Origin of the sequence: Curvibacter soli (assembly GCF_029211125.1) — a bacterium.
GTDB lineage: Bacteria > Pseudomonadota > Gammaproteobacteria > Burkholderiales > Burkholderiaceae_C > Curvibacter_A > Curvibacter_A soli.
Genome location: NZ_JARGEN010000013.1, coordinates 1 through 20,350 on the forward strand (window position 1 = coordinate 1; position 20,350 = coordinate 20,350).

Genomic DNA, 20,350 nt, shown 5'->3' on the forward strand with positions numbered 1-20,350 from the left:
CATGCCCGCCATGACGGCCAGCGCAGGGTCTTGGACGCATGCATGCAGGCAATCCGGGCGACGAAACTCAGAAAATCCAATGAGGCGCGGATTCGTTATGGGGTGGTCACGGATTCAGGAGAAGGACTTGCAGAATTATTTTTGCCGAAATTCGTCTAAATTTGCTTAAAATTTAAGCAAAATTTCTAAGATTTGATGAATTTTGACGAGAATTTTTAGAGGCCATTTTGGGCAAATTGATTTGGAGGCGATCTCGTGCGTTTTGAGGCGTTTTTCATGTTCAGCGTAGGGGGAGGGGTAGCAGTCTATTTTGAGCGCACGTTGGCGCGTTTAAAAAATTCATCCGAATTCTGCAAGTCCCTCCCCAGGATGCCAGGCGTAAGCTCACTCGCATTTATCCTCGCGTTTCAACATGACTGACTACTAGGAACAGGTGCAAGTGGGCGCGAATCGGTGGAACGTCCAAAACTCTTGCGTACGACCGATGGGGTATGGTTGCGTTCGCATTTCCAACCTGTTTGGTTCCGGCTCTGCCAGCTTGGGATAATAGATTCAACCTATTTCCGGCAGTTGAATCCCCAAAATTCGAGCAAGTGCCTGTCACGCATTGAGTTTCCATGCTTTCCAGACTCACCCATTTGGAACTGCTCTGCAGTCACGCGAAGTCTTTGGAAACCCGCATGGATATTGGGTTTCTTCAGTTTTTCGGTTGGTTCAACTGCCGTTTCCAGGTTCAACGCTCGCGCGCATGGTTGCGCGTGTGCAGCGGAATCTCAATCGTGAGGTCGGTATCTCGCAGCTTCACACAGCAGGCCAAGCGGGACTGCGCGTCGATGCCCCAGGCGTTGTCGAGCTGGTCGTTCTCTTCGTCGTCCGGTGGTGCAAGCGATGCGCCGCCTTCGCGCACATGCACATGGCAGGTTGCGCAGGCGGCCACCATTTCGCAGGCATGCTCGATGGCCACGTCCGAGGCGAGCAGGCTCTCGCACAGCGAGGCGCCGCGGCGCGCCTCGAAATCACGCCCCTCCGGGCAGAGATCGGGATGGGGCAGGATGCGGACGCGGGGCATGGGGCGCGTTTGTTCTTCGCCAGGGCGGTTGAGATTTTCAGATCAAGCTGTCCAGTGCACGCCCCGCAAGGGCCTGCTGGATGGATGCATTCATGCGCCGTGCGGCAAACTCCTCGGTGGCGGCTGACAGCGCGGCCATGGCCGGCCGCAGCTCTTCCAGCGCCGCTTCCGTTTCCAGCAGATCGCCGACCTTGAACATTTCCTGCCGGATGAGGGCCATCTCGGCTGGCGACAGCAGGGCGGCGTCCTGGCCCAGGGCCGACTCCGTGGCATCGAGCAGGCGCCGCGCATCGATCTGCGCCTCGCGCAACGAGCGCAGCAGCATGTCGGTCCTGGAGGTGCCGACGGCCTCCTGGAGCATTGCCGTGATCTGAGCGTCTTCGAGCCCATACGAAGGCTTCACCTCGACGTGTGCTTCGACGCCGGTGGTCTGCTCCCGCGCGCTGACCGAGAGCAGGCCATCGACATCGATCTGAAAGCTCACGCGGATGCGCGCCGCGCCTGCGACCGCGGGTGGAATGCCGCGCAGCTCGAAGCGCGCCAGCGAGCGGCAGGCCGCCACGCTTTCGCGTTCGCCCTGCACCACGTGCAGCGACATGGCCGTCTGGCCGTCCTTGAACGTGGTGAACTCCTGCGCGCGGGCGACCGGAAGTGTGGAGTTGCGCGGAATGATCTTCTCGACCAGACCGCCCATCGTTTCGATGCCCAGGGAAAGGGGGCATACATCCAGCAGCAGCCATTCGCCGGCCCTGCCATTGCCGACCAGCACGTCGGCCTGCATGGCGGCGCCCAGCGCGACCACCTGGTCCGGGTCGATGTCGGCCAGCGGCTCACTGCCGAACAGCTCGCGCACCGCGTTGCGCACAATGGGCATGCGTGTCGAACCGCCGACCAGCACCACGCCGGTGATGTCCGCCACGCCAAGCCGGGCATCGCGCAGCGCGCGCTCGGTGGCAGCCAGCGTGCGGGCAATCAAGGGAGCGCCGAGTTCGGCGAACTGCGCCGCCGAAAGCTCGGCCTCCTGGATGACACCGTCGCCCAGGGCCAGGGACAGCGTCGCCGTGCCGGTCTGCGAGAGCGCTTCCTTGGCCGCGCGCGCGGCGGCCAGCAGGCTGCGCTGCGCAGCGGGAGGCAGTGCCGCGATTCCGGCGATGCCGCACTGCGCGCAAAACCACTTGGCGATGGCGTGGTCGAAGTCGTCACCACCCAGCGATGAATCGCCGCCCGTGGCCAACACCTCGAACACGCCTTGGCTGAGTCGCAGGATCGAAATGTCGAAAGTGCCGCCACCAAGGTCGTAGATTGCAAAGGTGCCTTCGGCGGCCTTGTCCAGGCCGTATGCTATGGCCGCGGCAGTCGGCTCGTTGAGCAGGCGCAGCACCGTCAGGCCGGCCAGCCGCGCGGCATCCTTGGTGGCCTGGCGCTGCGCATCGTCGAAGTACGCGGGCACCGTGATGACCACGCCCGCAAGCGGTCCGCCGAGCGTGAATTCCGCGCGTTCGCGCAGCGCGGTCAGGATCTCTGCCGAAACCTGCACCGGCGAGCGTTCGCCTGCCGCGGTTGCCAGGCCAACCATGCCCGCGCCATCGGTGAAGCGATAGGGCAGGCCCGCCACCTCTTCCCGGCCCGCCAGGTCGGCCAGTGAGCGGCCCATGAAGCGCTTGGCCGAGACGATGGTGTTCTGCGGATCCTCGAATTGCCGGGCCTGCGCCTCGCGTCCCACCTCGATGCCGCCGCTGGCCAGGTAGCGCACCACCGAAGGCAGCAGCAGAGCCCCATCCTCGTGCGGCAGCACGCGCGCCGATGCGCTCTGCACGGTGGCGATGAGCGAATTGGTGGTGCCCAGGTCAATGCCTGCCGACAGCCGATGCTGGTGTGGCGTGGCGCTCTGGCCGGGCTCGGCGATCTGCAGCAGGGCCATGGCGATCTCAGACAGCGAAACTTTCGCCGCAGCCGCAATTGGCTTTGGCGTTGGGGTTGTTGAACTTGAAGCCTTCGTTCAAGCCTTCACGCACGAAATCGAGTTCGGTGCCATCGAGCATGCCAAGGCTGCGCGGGTCGATGATGACCTTCACGCCATGCGTCTCGAAGCATTCGTCGTCGGCATTGAGCGCATCGACGAACTCCAGCGCATAGGCATAGCCCGAGCAGCCGCTGGTCTTGACCGCCAGGCGCAGGCCCAAGCCGCCGCCCCGCTTGGCAAGCGACTTTTCAACGTGGCGGGCGGCGGTGGGCGTCATGGTGATGGACATGTGGTCTTCCTTTTAAATTTCGGTCCCAAGTCGTGCAGCCCGCTCGCCATGAGCCACGGCCAGCGCAGTGAAGCCCATTCGGCAAGCACCGCAAAACCGGCTCCGCCGGACCGCCGGTGTCGTCCCCTTGAAAGAGGGGACCCGGCTGCAAGAAGTGAGCGAGCAACGGGGAACTCATACAGAGAAAGAACTGCCGCAGCCACAGGTGGACTGCGCGTTCGGGTTGTGGATCACGAAGCGCGAGCCTTCGAGGCCGTCTTCGTAATCGACCCGGGCGCCCAGCAGGTACTGCTGGCTCATCGCATCGACCACCAGCACCACGCCTTCGGTGACGATCCTGGTGTCGTCCTCGGCCACCTGGTCGTCGAAGGCGAAGCCGTACTGGAAGCCGGAGCAGCCGCCGCCCGTGACGTAGAGGCGCAGCTTGAGTTCGGGATTGCCCTCCTCCTCGATGAGCGTGGCCACTTTGGCTGCGGCGCGGGGCGTGAACTCCAGCATGGCGGACATGAGGCATGGCGCGTCGGAACTGGTAGGGGACTGCACTGCTTCCATGGTGTGCTCCTTCTTTCTCTGGGTGTGACAGGGACGGGCGGCCGGGCTCAGCGGGAGCCGGAATTGCAGGCTGGCTGCTCGGTGGTCAGTGCGGCAGCGCTCCCGGCGGCGCCCTGAACGGCATGGCGGGAGCGGAAGTCTGCGACCGCCGCCTTGATGGCATCCTCGGCAAGGATCGAGCAGTGGATCTTCACTGGGGGCAGCGCGAGCTCCTCGGCGATTTGCGCGTTCTTGATCGAAAGCGCTTCGTCGAGGGTGCGGCCACGCACCCATTCGGTCACGAGCGAACTCGACGCGATGGCCGAACCGCAGCCATAAGTCTTGAATCTGGCGTCTTCGATCACGCCTTGCGCGTTGACGCGGATCTGCAGTCGCATCACGTCGCCGCACGCCGGTGCGCCGACCATGCCGGTGCCTACGCTGTCGTCATTGGCGTCGAAGGCGCCAACGTTGCGCGGGTTTTCGTAGTGGTCGATGACCTTTTCGCTGTATGCCATGAGTTTCTCCGTGAATGGGGCTGGACGGGGGCTCAGCCTCTCAGTGCTCGGCCCACTGGATGGCGTTGAGATCGACGCCGGCCTTCACCATGTCCCACAGCGGGCTCATGGCGCGCAGCCGTTCGACGACCTGGGTGACCTGCTCGATGGTGAAGTCGATTTCTTCGACCGTGGTGAAGCGGCCGATGGAAAAGCGCACCGAACTGTGGGCGAGCTCGTCGCTGCGGCCCATCGCGCGCAACACGTAACTGGGCTCCAGGCTCGCCGATGTACAGGCAGAGCCCGAGGACACCGCCACGTTCTTGATACCCATCAGCAGCGACTCGCCCTCGACGTAGTTGAAACTCACGTTCAGGTACTGTGGTGCACGATGCTGCTCATCGCCGTTGAGCGCCACGGCATCCATCTTCGAGAGGCCGGCCCACAGCCTTTCGCGCAGCGCGAGAATGCGCGCGTTGTCGGCCTGCATGTTCTCGCGCGCCAGCCAGAAGGCGCTGCCCATGCCGACGATCTGGTGCGTGGGCAGCGTGCCCGAACGCATGCCGCGCTCATGGCCGCCGCCGTGCATCTGGGCGTCGATGCGCACGCGCGGGCGGCGACGCACATAGAGCGCGCCGATGCCCTTGGGGCCGTAGATCTTGTGGGCCGAGAGCGACATCAGATCCACCGGCAACCGCTCCAGGTCGATTGCGACCTTGCCTGCCGCCTGTGCCGCGTCGACGTGGAACAGCACGCCCTTGGCGCGGCACAGCTCGCCGAGCGCGGCGATGTCCTGCACGACGCCCGTCTCGTTGTTGACGAACATCACCGAGGCGAGGATGGTGTCGGGCCGCAGTGCGGAGGCGAAGACGTCGAGATCGAGCAGGCCGCTGGGCAGTACTGGCAATACCGTGACTTCGTAACCCTCGCGCTCGAGTTCGCGCATGCTGTCGAGCACTGCCTTGTGCTCGGTGGCCACCGTGACGAGGTGGCGACCCTTGGCGCGGTAGAAGTGCGCGGAGCCCTTGATCGCGAGGTTGTTCGATTCGGTGGCGCCCGAGGTCCACACGATTTCGCGCGGGTCTGCGCCGATCAGCGAACAAACCTGTTCGCGTGCCAGTTCCACCGCTTCTTCCGCAGCCCAGCCGTAGGCGTGCGAACGGCTGGCCGGATTCCCGTAGATTTCGGTCAGGTAAGGAATCATCCGCGTCGCGACGCGGCGGTCCACCGGCGTGGTGGCCGCATAGTCGAGGTAGATCGGCCGTGCGGCATGGGATACGGCTTTTTCATGAACGGGGTCCGGCATGGCAGGCTCCTGGAAAAGAGAGTGGGCACCCCTCGTTTCGCAACTTCGGTGCCATGCGTTTCAGCCCCACATGGGGGGCTATCTGCGCACTGTTTGTTGTCTTTGTGGGCGGTGCATGAGGGTGCATAAGGCACGCTTGTCTGATTTGTCGCAAATGTGTGTTTCCTGCGTGTCCGCCAAGCTCCCAAAACGTCCCCGTTGGGCACGTTTCTTGCGTTTTGGGCGACCAGTAGTCGTTGTGCCGTCGATGCGGTCTATGGCCGGTGCGAAACCGGCAGCGGAACGTATGGAGGCCGACGCAGCAAGCCCGGTGTCGCACGAGAACGAGGCCCCCATGGTGAATACACAAGCGACCGAAGCTCGGCGCGAGCTCGATGCGGTTTACGAAGTCAGCAAGACGCTGGCCACTTCGCTGGATGTCGTCAAAACCTTCCGCGAAGCCTTGAATTACCTGCTGCATGTCTTCGACTGGCGGCGTGCATTCGTGGTGCTCGGCGAGCCCGAGGATAAGCTGCGCGGCCTGTGCGCAGTCGGTCTCTCGCGCGAGGAGCAGCAGCGCCTGGAGTTCCGTTCGGGCGAGGGCATCGTGGGCCGTGTCTATGCCAGCGGCATGCCCAGTGTCGTGCCCGACGTGCGCGCCGAGCCCTTGTTCCTCAACCGCACCGGCGGCGCCGACCAGTCGCCCGGTGCGACCGTCGCGATGCTGGCTACACCCATCCGCGCCGACCGGCGCACCGTCGGCGTGCTGGCGGTCGATTGCCTCAATCCCGGCCAGAACCGGGTCTTCGCCGAAGAGATGCAACTGCTCAAGATGGTGGCTACGCTGATGGGCCAGGCCCTGCTTCTGCACCGCAGTGTCAGCGCCGCGCACGACACCCTGCAGGATGAGGTGCGCAGGATGCACAAGGTGCTCAAGCCCAGCCAGCAGATCGACCAGGTGGTGGGGGTTTCCGCGCCGATGCAGGATGTGTTCGCACAGGTCCACCAGGTCGCGCCAGCGCGCACCACCGTACTGTTGCGCGGCGAAAGCGGGACCGGCAAGGAGGTGATCGCGCATGCCATCCACAACCTGTCGCCGCGCAAGCGCGGAGCCTTCGTGCGCGTCAATTGCGCGGCGCTCACCGAGTCGCTCCTGGAAAGCGAACTGTTCGGCCACGAGAAGGGCGCGTTCACCGGCGCCCAGGGGCAGCGCAAGGGCCGCTTCGAACTGGCGCATGGCGGAACCTTGTTCCTCGACGAAATCGGGGACATCTCCTCCTCGTTCCAGGCCAAGCTGCTGCGTGTGCTGCAGGAGCGGGAGTTCGAGCGCGTGGGCGGCTCCAGTGCGGTGAAGGTCGACGTGCGGTTGATCCTCGCCACCAACCGCAATCTGGAACGTATGGTGCAGGCCGGCGAGTTCCGGGCCGATCTCTACTACCGCATCAATGTGGTCAGCATCCAACTGCCGCCGCTGCGCGAGCGGCGCGAGGACATCCCGGCCATGGCCCAGTATTTTCTGGACCGCTTCAACCGCGAGAACGCGCGCACCGCGCGCTTCAATGCGTCCGCCATGCGCGTGCTGACCAGCTGCTACTGGCCGGGCAATGTGCGCGAACTGGAGAACTGCGTGGAGCGCACGGCAACCATGACGCACGGCGAGGTCATCTCTGATCTCGCCTTTCCATGCCAGGGCAACCGCTGCCTGACGCAGGTGCTGCATCACATCGAGCGCGAGGACGCGGTGCGGCCTGGCCGCCTGGCGGAAATCCCGATCACCGAAGTCCCGATGGCGCCGCCACGCGCTGCCGATGCGCAGGCGAGGGCGCCGCAGCCGGTGGATGCCATGCCCGACTCCGACTCCGACTCCGACGCCGGCGACGCGCCGCAAGCATCCTTGCCCGCGGCGGCACAGCCCGTCGATGGCAAGCCCGATGGCGAGCACGAGCGCCTGGTCTGGGCCATGGAGCATTGCGGCTGGGTCCAGGCCAAGGCCGCACGGCTGCTGAAAATCACTCCACGCCAGATGGGCTACGCGCTGCGCAAGCATGGGATCGAGGTGCGGAAGTTTTGACCGCTCCGTTTCTCGCGCGCTGCGTGTCGCTCGAATTCCCCTTCAGAGGATCGTGTACTCAACGGCCCGGCAAAGCCGCTCCCGAACAGGCCCCGGCTGCGGCCCTGGGTGCATGCGTAGCCCGCGGCGTGAGGCCTTCAAGCCTGGCTCACGCCGGGAACACGCCGGTGGACAGATACCGGTCGCCCCGGTCGCAGGCCACGAAGACGATGGTGGCGTTCTCCACCTTTTCGCCGACGCGCAGTGCAAGCCAGCAGGCCCCGGCGGCAGAGATGCCGGCGAGCAGCCCTTCTTCGCGCGCGAGGCGGCGCGCCATCTTCTCGGCGTCGGTCTGGCGCACGAGCCCGATCTCGTCCACATTGCCTGGGTCGTAGATATTGGGCAGGTAGGCATCAGGCCATTTGCGGATGCCGGGGATGCGAGAGCCCTCGCTGGGTTGCGCGCCGACGATGCGCACTGCGGGGTTCTGTTCCTTAAGATAGCGGCCTGTGCCGGTGATGGTTCCCGTGGTTCCCATCGCGCTCACGAAGTGGGTGACGCGGCCCCCGGTATCGCGCCAGATCTCGGGGCCGGTGGCTTCGTAGTGGGCGCGCGGATTGTCGGGGTTGGCGAACTGGTCCAGCATGCGGCCTCCGCCTTCGCCCACCAGGCGGTTGGCCGTATCGCGCGCCAGTTCCATGCCGCCTGCGCGCGGCGTCAGTACCAGTTCGGCGCCGTAGGCCTTCATCGCCTGCAGTCGCTCGATGCTCTGGTCTTCCGGGATCACGATCACCATGCGGTAGCCGCGGATCGCGGCGGCCATCGCCAGCGCGATCCCCGTATTGCCGGAGGTGGCCTCGACCAACGTGTCGCCGGGCCGTATCTCGCCGCGCTCCTCGGCGCGGCGGATCATGCTGATCGCGGGCCGGTCCTTGACTGATCCAGCCGGGTTGTTGCCCTCCAGCTTTGCCAGCAGGACATTGTTCCTGTGTGCGGCATCGGCACCGACGATACGTTCGAGCCGTATCAGTGGCGTATTGCCGATACTGTCTTCAAGGGTCGGGTAGCGGGGCGTCGTGTCCATGCGGCTCTCCTGCAAGCCGCATGCCGGTGCTGCGTGGCATGTGTTCGCCCCTGGTGTCCGATAGTCGTGTGGCCTTTGTCGCATCACTGACAGCGGCTGCGGCGTTTGTGTTCCCTGTGGCATGTGCAACATCCGACAAACCGTGCGGATCCTTGATTTCAAAGGATTTTTTCCGTGGCATGGATTTGGCTTTAAGAGCTTCCATGTGGCCACCATCGGCCGCGACGAAAGGTCACCATGCAAGCCAGTACGAGCGCCGGCTCCATGCCAACCATGACTTATGTGGGCATCGGCCAGATCAAGCCTCTCGGTGCCAGGATCGAGGTTCCCGAAACCGGTGGCGGCTGCGGCACGCACGGCGGTGACGGCAAGGCCAGCTGCGGCTCTTCGGGAGGGCCCGACGACATGCCTCAGGAGATCTGGGACAAGGTCAAGAACCACCCCTGCTATTCCGAAGAGGCACACCACCACTACGCACGCATGCACGTGGCCGTGGCCCCGGCCTGCAACATCCAGTGCAACTACTGCAACCGCAAATACGATTGCAGCAACGAGTCCCGACCCGGCGTCGTGAGCCAGAAGCTCACGCCCGAGCAGGCGGTGAAGAAGGTGGTCGCGGTGGCCAGCGAGATCCCGCAGATGACGGTGCTCGGCATCGCCGGCCCCGGCGATTCACTGGCCAGCCCGAAGAAGACCTTCGAGACCTTCCGCATGCTGCAGGAGCAGGCACCCGACATCAAGCTGTGCCTGTCGACCAACGGCCTGGCATTGCCGGACCTGGTGGACGAAATCTGCAAATACAACATCGACCACGTCACCATCACCATCAACATGGTGGACCCGGCAGTGGGCGAGAAGATCTACCCCTGGATCTTCTGGAACCACAAGCGCGTGACCGGCTACGAAGCCGCCAGGATTCTGCACGAGCGCCAGATGCTCGGGCTGGAAATGCTCACTGCGCGCGGCGTGCTGACCAAGATCAACTCGGTGCTCATCCCCGGCATCAACGACGAGCACTTGATCGAGGTGAACCGCGAAGTGAAAAAGCGCGGCGCCTTCCTGCACAACATCATGCCGCTGATTTCGGAAGCCGAGCACGGCACGCACTTCGGCCTCACCGGCCAGCGCGGCCCGAGCGCGCAGGAGCTCAAGGCCGTGCAGGACGCCTGCATGGGCGGCGCCAACCTCATGCGCCACTGCCGTCAGTGCCGTGCCGACGCGGTCGGTCTGCTGGGCGAAGACCGCAGCGAAGAATTCACGCTCGACAAGATCGAACAAATGGAAGTGGTCTATGACCTCGACCGGCGGCGCCAGTACCAGGACAAGGTCGAGATCGAGCGCCAGGCGCAGTTTGCGGCCAAGCGCGAGGCGCTTGTCGAGGCCGCGTCCATGGCCGCTGCCGATGACCTGAAGGTGCTGGTCGCCGTTGCCACCAAGGGAGGCGGCCGCGTCAACGAGCACTTCGGCCACGTCACCGAGTTCCAGATATTCGAGGTCTCGGCGACCCAGGCCCTGTTCGTCGGCCATCGCCGCGTGGACCTGTACTGCCAGGGCGGTTACGGCGACGACGAGCAACTGCCATCGGTCGTGCGCGCCATCAACGACTGCCACGCGGTGCTGGTCGCCAAGATCGGCGCCTGCCCGAAGGACGAACTGACGCAGGCCGGCATCGAGCCAGTGGACCAGTACGTCGGCGAATTCATCGAGAAGGCCGCGCTGGCCTGGTTCAACGACTACCGCGGCCGCATCGCCAGCGGCGCCATCGTCCACCAGGGCCGCGGCGACGCACAGATCCGCCAGGGCGCCTTCACCGGCGCGGCGGAGGCGGCCTGACCCCTTTATTTCGCCATCCGCCAAGGAGAGCCCACATGTCCCTCAAGATCATCGCTTCCACCTGCACCGGCTGCTCCGCCTGCGAGCCCGAGTGCCCCAACGTCGCCATCCGCGAAAAAAACGGCGTCTTCGTCATCGACCCCAACAAGTGCACCGAGTGCGAGGGGCAGTTCGACGATCCGCAGTGCGTTTCGGTATGCCCGGTGGATGGCTGCATCGTCAAGGCATGAGGCCCACCCCCACCCCCATCCCTTGTTGACCCCTGGAGACGACTGGCCATGCTGCCCAACCTGACTATCACCCCCGCCGCCGAGAAGTTCATGCGCCGCATCGTGCGCTTTTCCGGCCTTCCCGATGGCGCGGGCTTTCGCCTGACCGTGAGCGCTGGCGGCTGCTCGGGCTACAACGCCGAGTTCAGCGCCGAGGCGGCGCCGCAGCCGGGCGAAGAAACACTGGAGGTCAACGGCCTGCGCGTTTTCCTGCCGGCCGAAAGCCGCCTCATGCTCGATGGCGTGACCATGGACTTCGCCGACACGCCCACCAAGTCGGGCCTGACCTTTGTCAGCCCGAACCAGGCGGCGTGCGGCTGCAGCAGCAGTGCCGAAGCCGGGCCGCCCGGCATCGCGAAGATCGACATCGGCGCGATCGGGCGTGGCCGCCCGGTGGCGCCGACGCTGATTTCCTGAACACCCCGGGGATATCCATGGAAACGACCAGCCTGGGCTTGCACGACGCGGCGGCAGCTTTTGCCGATACCGTCATCGGCGGCGGGCTGAGCCCGCAGGCCAGTGCCTTGATTGCCCAGGCCGGACTGCTGCGGCACCGCCCGGAGGAAGCACTGCCGCTGCTGGAGCGTGCCCGCGCCGCCGCGCCGCGCCATCCCGTACCGCTGATCGCGCTGTATCGCTTCCACTTCTATGGTCATCGGCTTGGCCAAGCGCGGGCCGCTGGCGAGGATGCGCTCGCAATCGCGCGCACGGCCCTCGGACCCGACTTCGGCGACGCCCCGCCCAGCGACGATGCGGCACGCCACGACGCCGCCGTGCGTTTCTACCTCTTCACACTCAAAGGCCTGGCCTACCTGAACCTGCGTCTGGGCGACCTCGACGATGCGCGCCTGATGCTGGGTGAACTGCGCCGGCTCGACCCGCAGGACCACGTGGGCGGGGCCTTGCTCTCGCACGTGCTGGCGCGCCACGAGGAAGGCGAAGACATGGAGATGGGCGAATCGCTGCCCGCCCACCCGGCGCGCGGCTGGGATGGAGCGGCGCGATGAGCCCCCGGCCGGTCGTTCCGAAGGGGGGCTCGTGCCGCAGTGCACGGCACGGAGGTCATGCGATGACTGTCGCCGCGCGCGCCCCGGCGGGCGACATCCCGCCGCTGCACTGGCAGGGCGGCCCGGTGGACTGTGCCGCGTGCGACTACGCCGGGCTGCGCGAACTGCCCGGCGAGCAGGGCTGCGAGCCGGGCCATGCCTGCATGCAGGATGCCTACGCGCGCCGCATCGACCGCTTCTTCCGCTGGCATCCGCAACTCAGTGATGCGCAGTTGGCGCATCCCTATTTCGAGGTGCGCGCCATCGCCGCGCGCCATGCCAGCGTGTTCCGGCTTGCAGCACTGGCAGGCGACCCGGACGAAACCGTGCGCCTGCAGATCGCGCTGCGTCTGCCGCTGGCCCAACTGGCGCGGCTGGCCGGCGACCCGCACCGCGAGGTGCGCATCCGCGTCGCGCAGCGCGTCGAGCCTGCCGTGCTGGCGACGATGCGCAACGACCCCGACTACGGCGTGCGCGAGCTGGTCGCGCGCCGGCTCCCCCTGGCCATCCTGCCGACCATGGCGAGCGATCCCGACCGCGCCGTGCGCATGCGCGTGGCGCAGCGGCTGGAGATGCCCGCGCTGCTGGCAATGGCCGGCGATCCGGAGCCCGAGGTGCGGCGCATCGTGGCCGAGCGACTGCCCGCGCCGCTGCTCTCGCGCATGGCCGCCGACGCCGACTGGCGCGTGCGCTGGGAAGTGGCACAGCGCGCCGACGCGGCAGTGCTCAGCCTGCTGCAGGACGACGAAGACACCGAGGTCCGCCGTGCGGCGCGCGAGCGCGCAAACACCTTCGCAGGAGTTGCCCATGGCTGACATCAACCGCGACGACGACGTGATCGAGATCGCCTTCCCGCCGCGCTTCAGCTATGGCGAGCGCGTGGTTGCCCGATCGGTGATCCGCAACGACGGCACCTACAACGGCAAGGACATCGGCGAGGTGCTGGTGAACAGGGGTGAGATCGGCTACGTCACCAACATCAATACCTTCCTGCAGCAGTTCTATATCTACGCGGTGGACTTCGTCGATTCCGGCCACCGCGTCGGCATGCGCGCCAAGGAACTGTGCACCCTGGACAAGCTGCCCGAGGACGTGCTGGGCCAGTTGGGCGAGAAGGCCGCGTCGCTGCGCGGTCTCGGCAAGTCCAGGGCACCCCGGGAGAACCAGGAATGAACGGCCTACCCATCGAACCGCGCGGCGCCCTGTATGCCTGGGGCCAGCGCGTCATTGCACTGGACGATCTGGTCAACGACGGGAGCCATCCCGCGCGGCCTGCCGGCGCCGTGCTGGCCGTGCAGGGCGCGGTCGGCGAGATCGTCAACGTGGGCCATGCGACGCAGCAGAACGAACCGGTCTACCTGGTGGAGTTCGGCGGCTGCGTCATCGGCTGCATGGAAGAGGAAATTGCCCCAGCGCCCCCCGGGCTGCTGCCTGAAACCGGGGGCGAGGAATGAACCCGGCCATTGCCGCCCCTTCAGGAGGCAGGGTGCTGGACCTCATGCAGCAGCGGCTCGAGCGTGCGCTGCGCCAGCGTGTGCGCTACCGGTACGTGCGTCCGCGCGTGCTGCGCGAAGGCGAGGCCTTCCGCATCGAAAGCCCGTGCTGCTCGCGCAACGTCGACCCGGCTGGCGGCGTGATCGACATCGCGCTGCTGGTCCCCGGTACGCCGCGCGCCTCGCGCCGCCAGCCGGGCCGGGTGGTGCAGAACTGGCGCTTGTTCGCCCGCGACCACGCCAACGGCACCTGGGTCGCGCAGGATGAAAGCGACCAGCTCGACGAACTGATGGACGTGCTGTGCGTGGACGCGCAGCGCATCTACTGGCCTTGAAATGAAACACACCCCAAGCGCCTTCGGCGCCTCTCTGGGGCTGGACCGGTTTTGTCCGTCATGGCCTTGCGCCGGCGTGGTGGGCCGTTGAGAGGCTGAGGGATATGCAAGCCATGGCGATTTACCTCGACCACAACGCCACCACGCCGCCCGCGCCGGCGGTCGTCGAGGCCATGATGTCGGTGTTTTCCGGACTGTGGGCCAACGCTTCGTCGCAACACGGTCCGGGGCAGGAGGCCAAGCGTGCCCTGGGTGCCGCGCGCGCAGCCACGGCGCGCGCGCTCGGCTGCAAGCCGGTGGAAGTGGTCTATACCAGCGGCGCCACGGAATCCAACCACTTGGCGGTGCGCGGCCTGCTGGCTGCGGCGGCGCCGATGCGCCGGCGCGCCGTGTTCAGCAGCGTCGAGCATGCCGGCCACCTGAAGCTGGCGCGCACGCTGGCCGAGGGCGGTGTGTCAGTGGATTTCATCCCCGTGCATGGCGACGGCACGCTCGACCTTGGTGCGGCTGCCGCATTGATCGGTCCCGACGTGGCGCTGGTCTCGCTCATGGCCGCCAACAACGAGACCGGCGTGCTGATGCCCGTGGCTGAAGTCGCCGCGCTGGCGCAGGCGGCTGGCGCACGACTGCATGTGGACGCTACGCAGTTCATCGGCAAGCTGCCCTTCGATTTTGCGGCCTGCGGCGCGGACGCCGTGTCGCTCTCGGCGCACAAGTTCCAGGGCCCCAAGGGCGTGGGGGCGCTGCTGCTGCGCCAGGGGGTTTGCCTGGCTCCGCAGACGCTGGGCAGCCAGGAGCGCAACCGGCGCGGCGGCACCGAGAACCTGCCGGGCATCGTCGGCATGGCAGCGGCGCTGGAGCAACTGGGCGGGACTGCCGGCGTGGCTGCAGAGGCCGAGCGCCTGGCTGCTCTGCGCGATGCGCTGGAGCAGGGTCTCGCGCGGGCGCTGCCAGCCCTGCACGTCTGGGCGCAGGGCGCGCCGCGCCTGCCCGGAACCAGCTACCTGCGCTTCGGGCGGCTGCCGGCCGAGGTCGTGCTCAACCGGCTCGAACGCCTGAGCGTCGCCGCCTCGTCGGGCGCGGCATGTTCCTCGGGCGGCAGCGAGCCGTCCCCTGTATTGACCGCGATGGGCGTGCCGCCGGACGAGGCATTGGCCGCCGTGCGCCTGTCGCTGGGCCGCACCACTACCAGGGAGGACGTGGATTACCTGCTGGCCGCACTGCCGCCGCTGCTGGAGCCGCTGCTTCGACAAGCAGCGGAAACGGCCGTCGCTGCATGAGCCCGAGTACTGCCCGCCTTTCCCACCCTCCGGAGCCGACGATGAAAGTGATGATCCGCAAAGACAGCAAGGGCGCGCTGAGCGCCTACGTGCCCAAGAAAGACCTGGAGGAGCCGATCATCTCGATGGTCCAGCCCGGCATGTGGGGCGGCCTGGTCACGCTCGGCAATGGCTGGCAGCTCGACCTGCCGGCGATGCCCGAAGGCACGTCGCTGCCGATCACGGTGGAAGCGCGCCGCATCGCCGGCGACGCCGACTGAAAAGGGCGCGCCATGGCAGTGACGGCCGAACAACTGAGCGCCGCCGGCGAGGTGGTCGGCGCAGCGCCCACGCTGCGCGATGCCGCGGCGCAGTGGCGCGAGCGCCATCCCGCGGTGCGCGCAATCGTGGTCGATGCCATGGACATGCGCGAGGAAACCCCCGCCTTGCGGCTCGGCGCGCGCAGCGTCTATCTTGCCGCTTCCAACGGCCACTGCTGGCATGTGACGCAGCAGCCGGAAGAAGCCACGGCGCTCATCCTGACCCAGGACTGACCATGGACATCGACGCCATCTCCCTGTCCGAACCCGAATGCGGCAGGCGCGAGATCGAGCTCGTCAACGCCGTGCTCCACTCCACCCGCTGGAGCGATGGACCGATGCTCGAATCCTTCGAGCGCGCCTTTGCCGGCTGGACCGGGCGCCGGCATGCGGTGGCCGTGGGCAGCGGCACGCTGGGCACCTGGATCGCGCTGCGTGCCTGGGGCATCGGCCCGGACGACGAGGTGATCTGCGCCGCTCATGCCTGGCACCAGGTGGCGCAGGCCATCACGCTGGCCGGCGCCACCCCGGTGTTCGCCGACATCGATTATTGGAGCGGCTGCCTCAGCGCCGAGAAGGCCGCGTTGAAGATCGGCCCGAAGACGCGTGCCATATTGGCCGGCAACACCAACGGCCACCCGGCTGCCTGGGTCCCGCTGCGCGCGCTGGCCGATGCGCACGGCTTGAGGCTGATCGAGGACAGCACCGAGGCGCTGGGCTCGCGCTACCTGGGCAGGACTGTGGGCAGCTTCGGCGACGTGGCGGTGTTCGACTTCTCGCAGCCCTCGGCCCTGTGCACCGGCGAGGGCGGCATGCTGGTCACCGACGACGACGAGCTGGTGCACGAGCTGCGCTACCTGCGCCAGCGCCGCGTGGCCGACCGCAGCTCGCTTTCGGTCGGTTCGCGTGTGCCGCTGCAGGCCGGCATGAGCGAACTCACCGCCGCGCTGGGCCTGGCGCAGCTGGCCGGGCTCGACGAGCGGCTGGCGGCGCGCAAGCAGGTAGAGGCCTGGTACCACGCCGAGATGCAGAGTTTCGAGGGCATCAAGCCGCCGTACCTGGCGGAGGATGTGGAGGAGGTGCACTGGATGCTCTACGTGGTGCATCTGGGCAAGCGCTTCACGCAGAGCGCGCGCAGCCAGATGATCGACGACCTGCGCGCCTGCGGTGTCGAGACCGCCGCCTACAGCCACCCGCTGCACCGGCAGTTCTTCTACATGCAGGCCGCCGGCGACGCCATCGGCCGCAAGCGCGGCCTGCTGCCCGATACCGACCGCATCGGCGACCGCGCGCTGGCGCTGCCGCTGCACACCCAGCTTGACGCGGACCAGGTCAAGTACATCGTCAAGACGCTGAAGGACACCGCCACCAACGTCGGTGCCGGCGCAGCCATCTACCTGTAAGAAAGCGCCCCATGAACACCCTCGTGCACGACATCGCCCGCCGACTCGACACCGGCGCCGTCATTCCCTACCTGGGGCCCGACATGCTCTCGCTGTGCGGCGGCGCCAAGGTGCCGGCCAATCCGCTGGCGCTGGCCGAGCTCATGACCGCCAAGGTCAGCGTGCCGCACAAGATCCGCAAGCGGCTCACGCAGGCGGCGCAGTTCATCGAGAACTTCAAGCACCGCAAGTCGGTGGTGCAGCTCATGAACCAGGCCTTTGCCGCCGTGCCCGAACCTTCGCCGCTGCATCGGGCGCTGGCCGCGAGCGGGGCCAGACTGTGGGTCGATGCCTGGTACGACGACACCTTCGCCGCCGCGCTGGCCCAGGTACGGCCCGAAGGCGACTGGGTGCAGATCCAGGGGCTGTCGCAGTCCGAGCATTTCGGCCAGTGGACCGGCGTGTATGCCGACGACGGCGAATTCCTGGCCGAGCTGCCGGTGGACGCGGGGCGCATCCTCTACAAGCCCATCGGCGGCCACGCGCCGGCGGGCAACTACCTGGTTTCCGACAGCGACTACGTCGAGGTGCTGACCGAGATCGACATCCAGACGCCGATCCCGCAGATGGTGCAAAACTGGCGCAGCGGCCGCCACTTCCTGTTCCTGGGCTGCCGCTTCGACGACCAGCTCACGCGCAGCTTTGCGCGTCAGATCATGAAGCGATCCTCAGCCCTGCACTGGGCCGTGCTGCCCGAGGCGCCCACGCGCATGGAGGCGCGCTTCCTCGAAGAGCAAGGCATCACCCGCATCGACATGCCGCTCGCGCGGTTCGCCGAAGCGCTGGTGGACGCGCTGCAGCCGGCGGTGCCTGCCTGAAACTTTCTTTTTCAACCCCAACCACGATCCAACGACCATGAGCGAAGCAAGCACCACCACCACCACGACCGTGACCGTCATGCCCTCGGGCCAGACCTACGAGGCCACGCCCGGCATCACGCTGCTCGAGGCATTGCGCCGCGCCGGCGTGCTGAACCACGAATGCGACGGCGGCGCGAAGTGCACCGACCTGTGCCACCTGTTCGTGCTCGAAGGACGCAAGAGCCTGTCGAAGACCACGCGCGAAGAAAACGAACGGCTCGACGCCATCGTCGGCGTCGGCTCCAAGTCGCGCCTGGCCTGCCGGGCGGTGCTGGGCGAGGAGCCCGTGACCGTCGAACTGCTGACCTTCGTCTGATGGGACGGGCGGGGGCCGGCATGGCTGTCGTCCAACCGCTCGTCGCTGACGTGGCCATCGTCGGCGCCGGCTTGTGCGGGCTCGCGCTGGCGCGCTCGCTACACGCACAGGGGCTGTCGGCCGTGGTCGTCGAGGCGCGTGAGCGCCTGGGCGGGCGCGTGCTGACGCGGCGTTGCGAAGCCACCGGCCAGGCCCTGGACATGGGCCCGGCCTGGTTCTGGCCCGACACCGAGCCGCGCATCGCCGCGCTGCTGGCCGAGCTGGGTCTGGCGAGCGCGCCGCAGCATGACCCCGGCGATGCGCTGTGGCTCACAGACCCGAATCGCGAGCCCGAGCGTCGCGAGGAAACCGGAGGCGTGCATGCCGGGGCCTACCGCATCAAGGGCGGTGCGGCGCGCCTGGTCGAAGCGCTCGCCGCCACCTTGCCCGCGGGCAGCGTGCACCCCGGCAGCGCATTGCGCCTGCTGCGCGACCGCGGCGCCTGGCTCGAACTGCAACTGGAAGAAGGGCAAGAGGGTGGCCGCCGTATGCGTCTGCTGCGCGCGCGCCATGCCGTGCTGGCGCTGCCCCCGCGCCTGGTGCTGGAACGCATCGCCTTCGACCCACCGCTGCCAGCGGCGCTGGTTGATGCGCTGGCCGCCACGCCCACCTGGATGGCGGCCCAGGCCAAGGCTGTCACCACCTACTCGCGCCCGTTCTGGCGCACGGCGGGCCATTCCGGCAACGCCTTCGTGCGGCATGCACAGGCGATGCTGGGCGAGGTCTTCGATGCCAGTGACGACGCCACGGGTGCCGGTGCGCTGGGCGGCTTCGTCGCGCTCGGTGCCGCGCAGCGCGTCAATTTCCGCCGCGGCATGCCGATGCTGATCGAAAGCCAGCTCGTGCAGCTCTATGGCGCCCAAGCGCAGCAGGATGGACGGCAGCATGTGTGTGACTGGGCCGACGAGCCCTGGACCTGCAGCGCCGCCGACCGTGCGGGCCAGCCAGAGCCGCCGCAGGCCGACCCGGCCCTGCGCCGCCCGCACTGGGCCGGGCGCCTGTACTTCGGCGGCAGCGAGAGCGCCACGCACGGCGCCGGCCACATGGAAGGCGCACTGGAATCGGCGGCGCGCATCGCACGGGCGTTGGCGCCGGTGCGCGCGGCGGCTCCCGGCGCGGCCGATGCGGGCGACGCGCTGAGCCGGTTCAAGGCCACCGTGGCAGCGCGCTGCGCACAGGCGCCGCTGCATTACCGCCAGCATCTGGCGCGGCTGCTTTCCTGCCAGCAGGCGGAGCAGTTGACGCAGCGCGCGCTGCTGGCGACCGTCGAGCAGGTCTACAGCGAAACGCTGGTTGCGCTCGACGGCCTGCTGCCAGGGCTGGGCCTGGAGCGCGCCGGGCCGGTCGCGGCGGGCCGGCATGCGCTGACGCCGGTGCTGCTGGCAGCATTCGACGGCTGGAACGGTCAACTGCTGTCGGAGGCGCTGGCCTTCAACGGCGGCTCGTGCGCGCTGTCGAACTTTCCCGACGAGCACCAGCCCGATACGGTGCTGCGGCGCGCCATCGCGCTCGATCTCGCGGCGGCCTGGCGCGAGTTCGCGCTGGAGCTGAATGGTCGTCTGATGGCCGCATCCACGAACGCGGATGCGCGGCGGACGGCGGTGCCGGCATGACGGGCGTGCGCGCCCTGGAAGCCAGCGCGCTGCTGGCCATCGTCGAACAGGCGGGCCTTGCGGTGGTCACGCTGGTTGAGGGGCTGGAGTGCGGCGAACTGCTGCGCTCGCGCCTGACCCGCGCCGAGGTGCTGCGGCAGCTCAAGACCCTGGCCGACAGCATGGCCCAGGCCGAACCTGCGATCGGGCGCGGCATGCCCGAACTCGACTGGTCCGGCTGGAATGCCCTGCGCCCATGCCTGTCGGGCCCGGCCGGCGAAGCGCTGGACGAGGCGCTGTGGTTCGCCTGCGAATCGCTGGTGCCCGCGACCCTGCTGTGGCTGCGCGTGTACCGGCAGAGCCAGCCGCGTCTGTTCCAGATGCAGCTGTGAGAGCGCCGACGGCTTTGGCGTCCATGCCTTTCGAGCCGTCTGTGGATTCAAGCCAAATCGGGCTTTAGCGCTTATGGAGACTGCGGTGGCAGCTATCAAAACAGTAGCTTTTCCGTTTTCTCCCATGGCTGCCCTCGCTGGGAGCGCCCGGCTACAGCACAGCCTCGAAGCCCTCGAACTGCGGCGGCCCCAGGTAGAGGCCGCGCTGCTGGCCGGCGCTGGCATGCGCGACGCGGAAAGCCTCGGAACGCGTCCATGCCTCGAAGGCTTCGGCGCTCTCCCAGGTGGAGTGCGAGACGAACACGGTCGCCTGCGCGTCGCTCGACCCCTGCAGAAGGTTGAACCTGGAAACGGCAGTTGACCGCTTCGTATCCATTGCCAGGCCG

25 protein-coding genes are annotated in these 20,350 nt (G+C 67.2%); 17 read left to right on the top strand and 8 right to left on the bottom strand.

Going from position 1 to position 20,350, the window contains the following annotated elements:
- Positions 1-733 precede the first annotated feature (733 nt).
- The 6 genes from PY257_RS02440 to PY257_RS02465 form a co-directional block, all read right to left on the bottom strand.
- A complete protein-coding gene (locus PY257_RS02440) occupies positions 734-1,069 on the bottom strand; it encodes a 2Fe-2S iron-sulfur cluster-binding protein (RefSeq protein ID WP_275738400.1) in 336 nt (111 codons plus the stop codon).
- 37 nt (positions 1,070-1,106) lie between these two features.
- Positions 1,107-2,990: a Fe-S protein assembly chaperone HscA gene (gene hscA, locus PY257_RS02445; RefSeq protein WP_275738402.1), complete on the bottom strand. Its 1,884-nt coding sequence runs from the start codon at positions 2,988-2,990 to the stop codon at positions 1,107-1,109.
- A gap of 7 nt (positions 2,991-2,997) precedes the next feature.
- Entirely contained in the window at positions 2,998-3,321 is a 324-nt protein-coding gene (iscA, locus tag PY257_RS02450; protein ID WP_275738404.1) for an iron-sulfur cluster assembly protein IscA, read from the bottom strand.
- A gap of 174 nt (positions 3,322-3,495) precedes the next feature.
- On the bottom strand, positions 3,496-3,873 hold the full coding sequence (gene erpA / locus PY257_RS02455) for an iron-sulfur cluster insertion protein ErpA (RefSeq protein ID WP_472924717.1): 378 nt from the start codon (positions 3,871-3,873) through the stop codon (positions 3,496-3,498).
- Between the two features lie 47 nt (positions 3,874-3,920).
- Complete coding sequence (gene iscU, locus PY257_RS02460; RefSeq protein WP_275738406.1) at positions 3,921-4,370, bottom strand: Fe-S cluster assembly scaffold IscU; 450 nt, start codon at positions 4,368-4,370, stop codon at positions 3,921-3,923.
- A gap of 40 nt (positions 4,371-4,410) precedes the next feature.
- On the bottom strand, positions 4,411-5,655 hold the full coding sequence (locus PY257_RS02465) for an IscS subfamily cysteine desulfurase (protein WP_275738408.1): 1,245 nt from the start codon (positions 5,653-5,655) through the stop codon (positions 4,411-4,413).
- 334 nt (positions 5,656-5,989) lie between these two features.
- On the opposite strand from PY257_RS02465, the gene nifA reads away from it, so the two are divergent.
- Positions 5,990-7,705 (top strand): nif-specific transcriptional activator NifA, encoded by a 1,716-nt coding sequence (gene nifA / locus PY257_RS02470; protein WP_275738410.1) that lies wholly within the window; start codon positions 5,990-5,992, stop codon positions 7,703-7,705.
- A 148-nt stretch (positions 7,706-7,853) separates the two neighbouring features.
- On the opposite strand, the gene cysM is transcribed toward nifA, so the two are convergent.
- Positions 7,854-8,768 (bottom strand): cysteine synthase CysM, encoded by a 915-nt coding sequence (gene cysM, locus PY257_RS02475; protein ID WP_275738412.1) that lies wholly within the window; start codon positions 8,766-8,768, stop codon positions 7,854-7,856.
- Between the two features lie 237 nt (positions 8,769-9,005).
- On the opposite strand from cysM, the gene nifB reads away from it, so the two are divergent.
- From nifB to PY257_RS02555, 16 genes are all read left to right on the top strand, one after another.
- On the top strand, positions 9,006-10,601 hold the full coding sequence (nifB, locus tag PY257_RS02480; protein ID WP_275738414.1) for a nitrogenase cofactor biosynthesis protein NifB: 1,596 nt from the start codon (positions 9,006-9,008) through the stop codon (positions 10,599-10,601).
- 35 nt (positions 10,602-10,636) lie between these two features.
- Positions 10,637-10,831, top strand: coding sequence for a 4Fe-4S binding protein (locus PY257_RS02485; RefSeq protein ID WP_275738416.1), 195 nt, complete (start codon positions 10,637-10,639; stop codon positions 10,829-10,831).
- Between the two features lie 48 nt (positions 10,832-10,879).
- On the top strand, positions 10,880-11,287 hold the full coding sequence (locus PY257_RS02490) for a HesB/IscA family protein (protein ID WP_275738418.1): 408 nt from the start codon (positions 10,880-10,882) through the stop codon (positions 11,285-11,287).
- 17 nt (positions 11,288-11,304) lie between these two features.
- Positions 11,305-11,877, top strand: coding sequence for a hypothetical protein (locus PY257_RS02495; RefSeq protein ID WP_275738420.1), 573 nt, complete (start codon positions 11,305-11,307; stop codon positions 11,875-11,877).
- 62 nt (positions 11,878-11,939) lie between these two features.
- Entirely contained in the window at positions 11,940-12,731 is a 792-nt protein-coding gene (locus tag PY257_RS02500; protein WP_275738422.1) for a 4Fe4S-binding leucine-rich repeat protein, read from the top strand.
- Positions 12,724-13,089 (top strand): nitrogen fixation protein NifZ, encoded by a 366-nt coding sequence (locus PY257_RS02505; RefSeq protein ID WP_275738423.1) that lies wholly within the window; start codon positions 12,724-12,726, stop codon positions 13,087-13,089. The genes PY257_RS02500 and PY257_RS02505 overlap by 8 nt, the downstream gene beginning before the upstream one ends.
- Positions 13,086-13,370, top strand: coding sequence for a nitrogen fixation protein NifZ (locus tag PY257_RS02510; RefSeq protein WP_275738425.1), 285 nt, complete (start codon positions 13,086-13,088; stop codon positions 13,368-13,370). Before PY257_RS02505 ends, PY257_RS02510 begins: the two co-directional genes overlap by 4 nt.
- Positions 13,371-13,402: 32 nt before the next feature.
- Positions 13,403-13,744 (top strand): DUF3024 domain-containing protein, encoded by a 342-nt coding sequence (locus tag PY257_RS02515; RefSeq protein ID WP_419095644.1) that lies wholly within the window; start codon positions 13,403-13,405, stop codon positions 13,742-13,744.
- 113 nt (positions 13,745-13,857) lie between these two features.
- Complete coding sequence (locus PY257_RS02520) at positions 13,858-15,024, top strand: cysteine desulfurase family protein (RefSeq protein WP_275738430.1); 1,167 nt, start codon at positions 13,858-13,860, stop codon at positions 15,022-15,024.
- A gap of 41 nt (positions 15,025-15,065) precedes the next feature.
- Positions 15,066-15,284: a putative nitrogen fixation protein NifT gene (gene nifT, locus PY257_RS02525; protein WP_275738432.1), complete on the top strand. Its 219-nt coding sequence runs from the start codon at positions 15,066-15,068 to the stop codon at positions 15,282-15,284.
- Positions 15,285-15,296: 12 nt separating this feature from the next.
- Positions 15,297-15,557 carry a hypothetical protein gene (locus PY257_RS02530; protein WP_275738434.1) on the top strand — a complete coding sequence of 87 codons (261 nt, stop codon included), beginning with the start codon at positions 15,297-15,299 and terminating at the stop codon, positions 15,555-15,557.
- Positions 15,558-15,559: 2 nt separating this feature from the next.
- Positions 15,560-16,726 (top strand): DegT/DnrJ/EryC1/StrS family aminotransferase, encoded by a 1,167-nt coding sequence (locus PY257_RS02535; RefSeq protein ID WP_275738436.1) that lies wholly within the window; start codon positions 15,560-15,562, stop codon positions 16,724-16,726.
- An 11-nt stretch (positions 16,727-16,737) separates the two neighbouring features.
- Positions 16,738-17,583, top strand: a complete 846-nt coding sequence (locus PY257_RS02540; protein WP_275738438.1) for an SIR2 family NAD-dependent protein deacylase — start codon at positions 16,738-16,740, stop codon at positions 17,581-17,583.
- A gap of 37 nt (positions 17,584-17,620) precedes the next feature.
- Positions 17,621-17,941, top strand: a complete 321-nt coding sequence (locus tag PY257_RS02545; protein ID WP_275738440.1) for a 2Fe-2S iron-sulfur cluster-binding protein — start codon at positions 17,621-17,623, stop codon at positions 17,939-17,941.
- Positions 17,942-17,961: 20 nt separating this feature from the next.
- Positions 17,962-19,593 (top strand): flavin monoamine oxidase family protein, encoded by a 1,632-nt coding sequence (locus PY257_RS02550; protein WP_275738442.1) that lies wholly within the window; start codon positions 17,962-17,964, stop codon positions 19,591-19,593.
- Complete coding sequence (locus PY257_RS02555) at positions 19,590-19,964, top strand: hypothetical protein (RefSeq protein ID WP_275738444.1); 375 nt, start codon at positions 19,590-19,592, stop codon at positions 19,962-19,964. The genes PY257_RS02550 and PY257_RS02555 overlap by 4 nt, the downstream gene beginning before the upstream one ends.
- Before the next feature lie 151 nt (positions 19,965-20,115).
- On the opposite strand, the gene PY257_RS02560 is transcribed toward PY257_RS02555, so the two are convergent.
- Entirely contained in the window at positions 20,116-20,340 is a 225-nt protein-coding gene (locus tag PY257_RS02560) for an antibiotic biosynthesis monooxygenase family protein (RefSeq protein WP_275738446.1), read from the bottom strand.
- Positions 20,341-20,350: the final 10 nt, after the last annotated feature.

Coding starts and splice junctions, on each gene's coding strand:
- nifA (WP_275738410.1), top strand. CDS start 5,990: ATGGTGAATACACAAGCGACCGAAGCTCGGCGCGAGCTCGATGCGGTT.
- PY257_RS02520 (WP_275738430.1), top strand. CDS start 13,858: ATGGCGATTTACCTCGACCACAACGCCACCACGCCGCCCGCGCCGGCG.
- nifB (WP_275738414.1), top strand. CDS start 9,006: ATGCAAGCCAGTACGAGCGCCGGCTCCATGCCAACCATGACTTATGTG.
- PY257_RS02550 (WP_275738442.1), top strand. CDS start 17,962: ATGGCTGTCGTCCAACCGCTCGTCGCTGACGTGGCCATCGTCGGCGCC.
- PY257_RS02535 (WP_275738436.1), top strand. CDS start 15,560: ATGGACATCGACGCCATCTCCCTGTCCGAACCCGAATGCGGCAGGCGC.
- PY257_RS02560 (WP_275738446.1), bottom strand. CDS start 20,340: ATGGATACGAAGCGGTCAACTGCCGTTTCCAGGTTCAACCTTCTGCAG.
- PY257_RS02510 (WP_275738425.1), top strand. CDS start 13,086: ATGAACGGCCTACCCATCGAACCGCGCGGCGCCCTGTATGCCTGGGGC.
- PY257_RS02555 (WP_275738444.1), top strand. CDS start 19,590: ATGACGGGCGTGCGCGCCCTGGAAGCCAGCGCGCTGCTGGCCATCGTC.
- iscU (WP_275738406.1), bottom strand. CDS start 4,370: ATGGCATACAGCGAAAAGGTCATCGACCACTACGAAAACCCGCGCAAC.
- PY257_RS02465 (WP_275738408.1), bottom strand. CDS start 5,655: ATGCCGGACCCCGTTCATGAAAAAGCCGTATCCCATGCCGCACGGCCG.
- cysM (WP_275738412.1), bottom strand. CDS start 8,768: ATGGACACGACGCCCCGCTACCCGACCCTTGAAGACAGTATCGGCAAT.
- PY257_RS02485 (WP_275738416.1), top strand. CDS start 10,637: ATGTCCCTCAAGATCATCGCTTCCACCTGCACCGGCTGCTCCGCCTGC.
- nifT (WP_275738432.1), top strand. CDS start 15,066: ATGAAAGTGATGATCCGCAAAGACAGCAAGGGCGCGCTGAGCGCCTAC.
- PY257_RS02530 (WP_275738434.1), top strand. CDS start 15,297: ATGGCAGTGACGGCCGAACAACTGAGCGCCGCCGGCGAGGTGGTCGGC.
- PY257_RS02545 (WP_275738440.1), top strand. CDS start 17,621: ATGAGCGAAGCAAGCACCACCACCACCACGACCGTGACCGTCATGCCC.
- iscA (WP_275738404.1), bottom strand. CDS start 3,321: ATGTCCATCACCATGACGCCCACCGCCGCCCGCCACGTTGAAAAGTCG.
- PY257_RS02500 (WP_275738422.1), top strand. CDS start 11,940: ATGACTGTCGCCGCGCGCGCCCCGGCGGGCGACATCCCGCCGCTGCAC.
- PY257_RS02505 (WP_275738423.1), top strand. CDS start 12,724: ATGGCTGACATCAACCGCGACGACGACGTGATCGAGATCGCCTTCCCG.
- PY257_RS02495 (WP_275738420.1), top strand. CDS start 11,305: ATGGAAACGACCAGCCTGGGCTTGCACGACGCGGCGGCAGCTTTTGCC.
- PY257_RS02540 (WP_275738438.1), top strand. CDS start 16,738: ATGAACACCCTCGTGCACGACATCGCCCGCCGACTCGACACCGGCGCC.
- PY257_RS02490 (WP_275738418.1), top strand. CDS start 10,880: ATGCTGCCCAACCTGACTATCACCCCCGCCGCCGAGAAGTTCATGCGC.
- erpA (WP_472924717.1), bottom strand. CDS start 3,873: ATGGAAGCAGTGCAGTCCCCTACCAGTTCCGACGCGCCATGCCTCATG.
- PY257_RS02440 (WP_275738400.1), bottom strand. CDS start 1,069: ATGCCCCGCGTCCGCATCCTGCCCCATCCCGATCTCTGCCCGGAGGGG.
- hscA (WP_275738402.1), bottom strand. CDS start 2,990: ATGGCCCTGCTGCAGATCGCCGAGCCCGGCCAGAGCGCCACGCCACAC.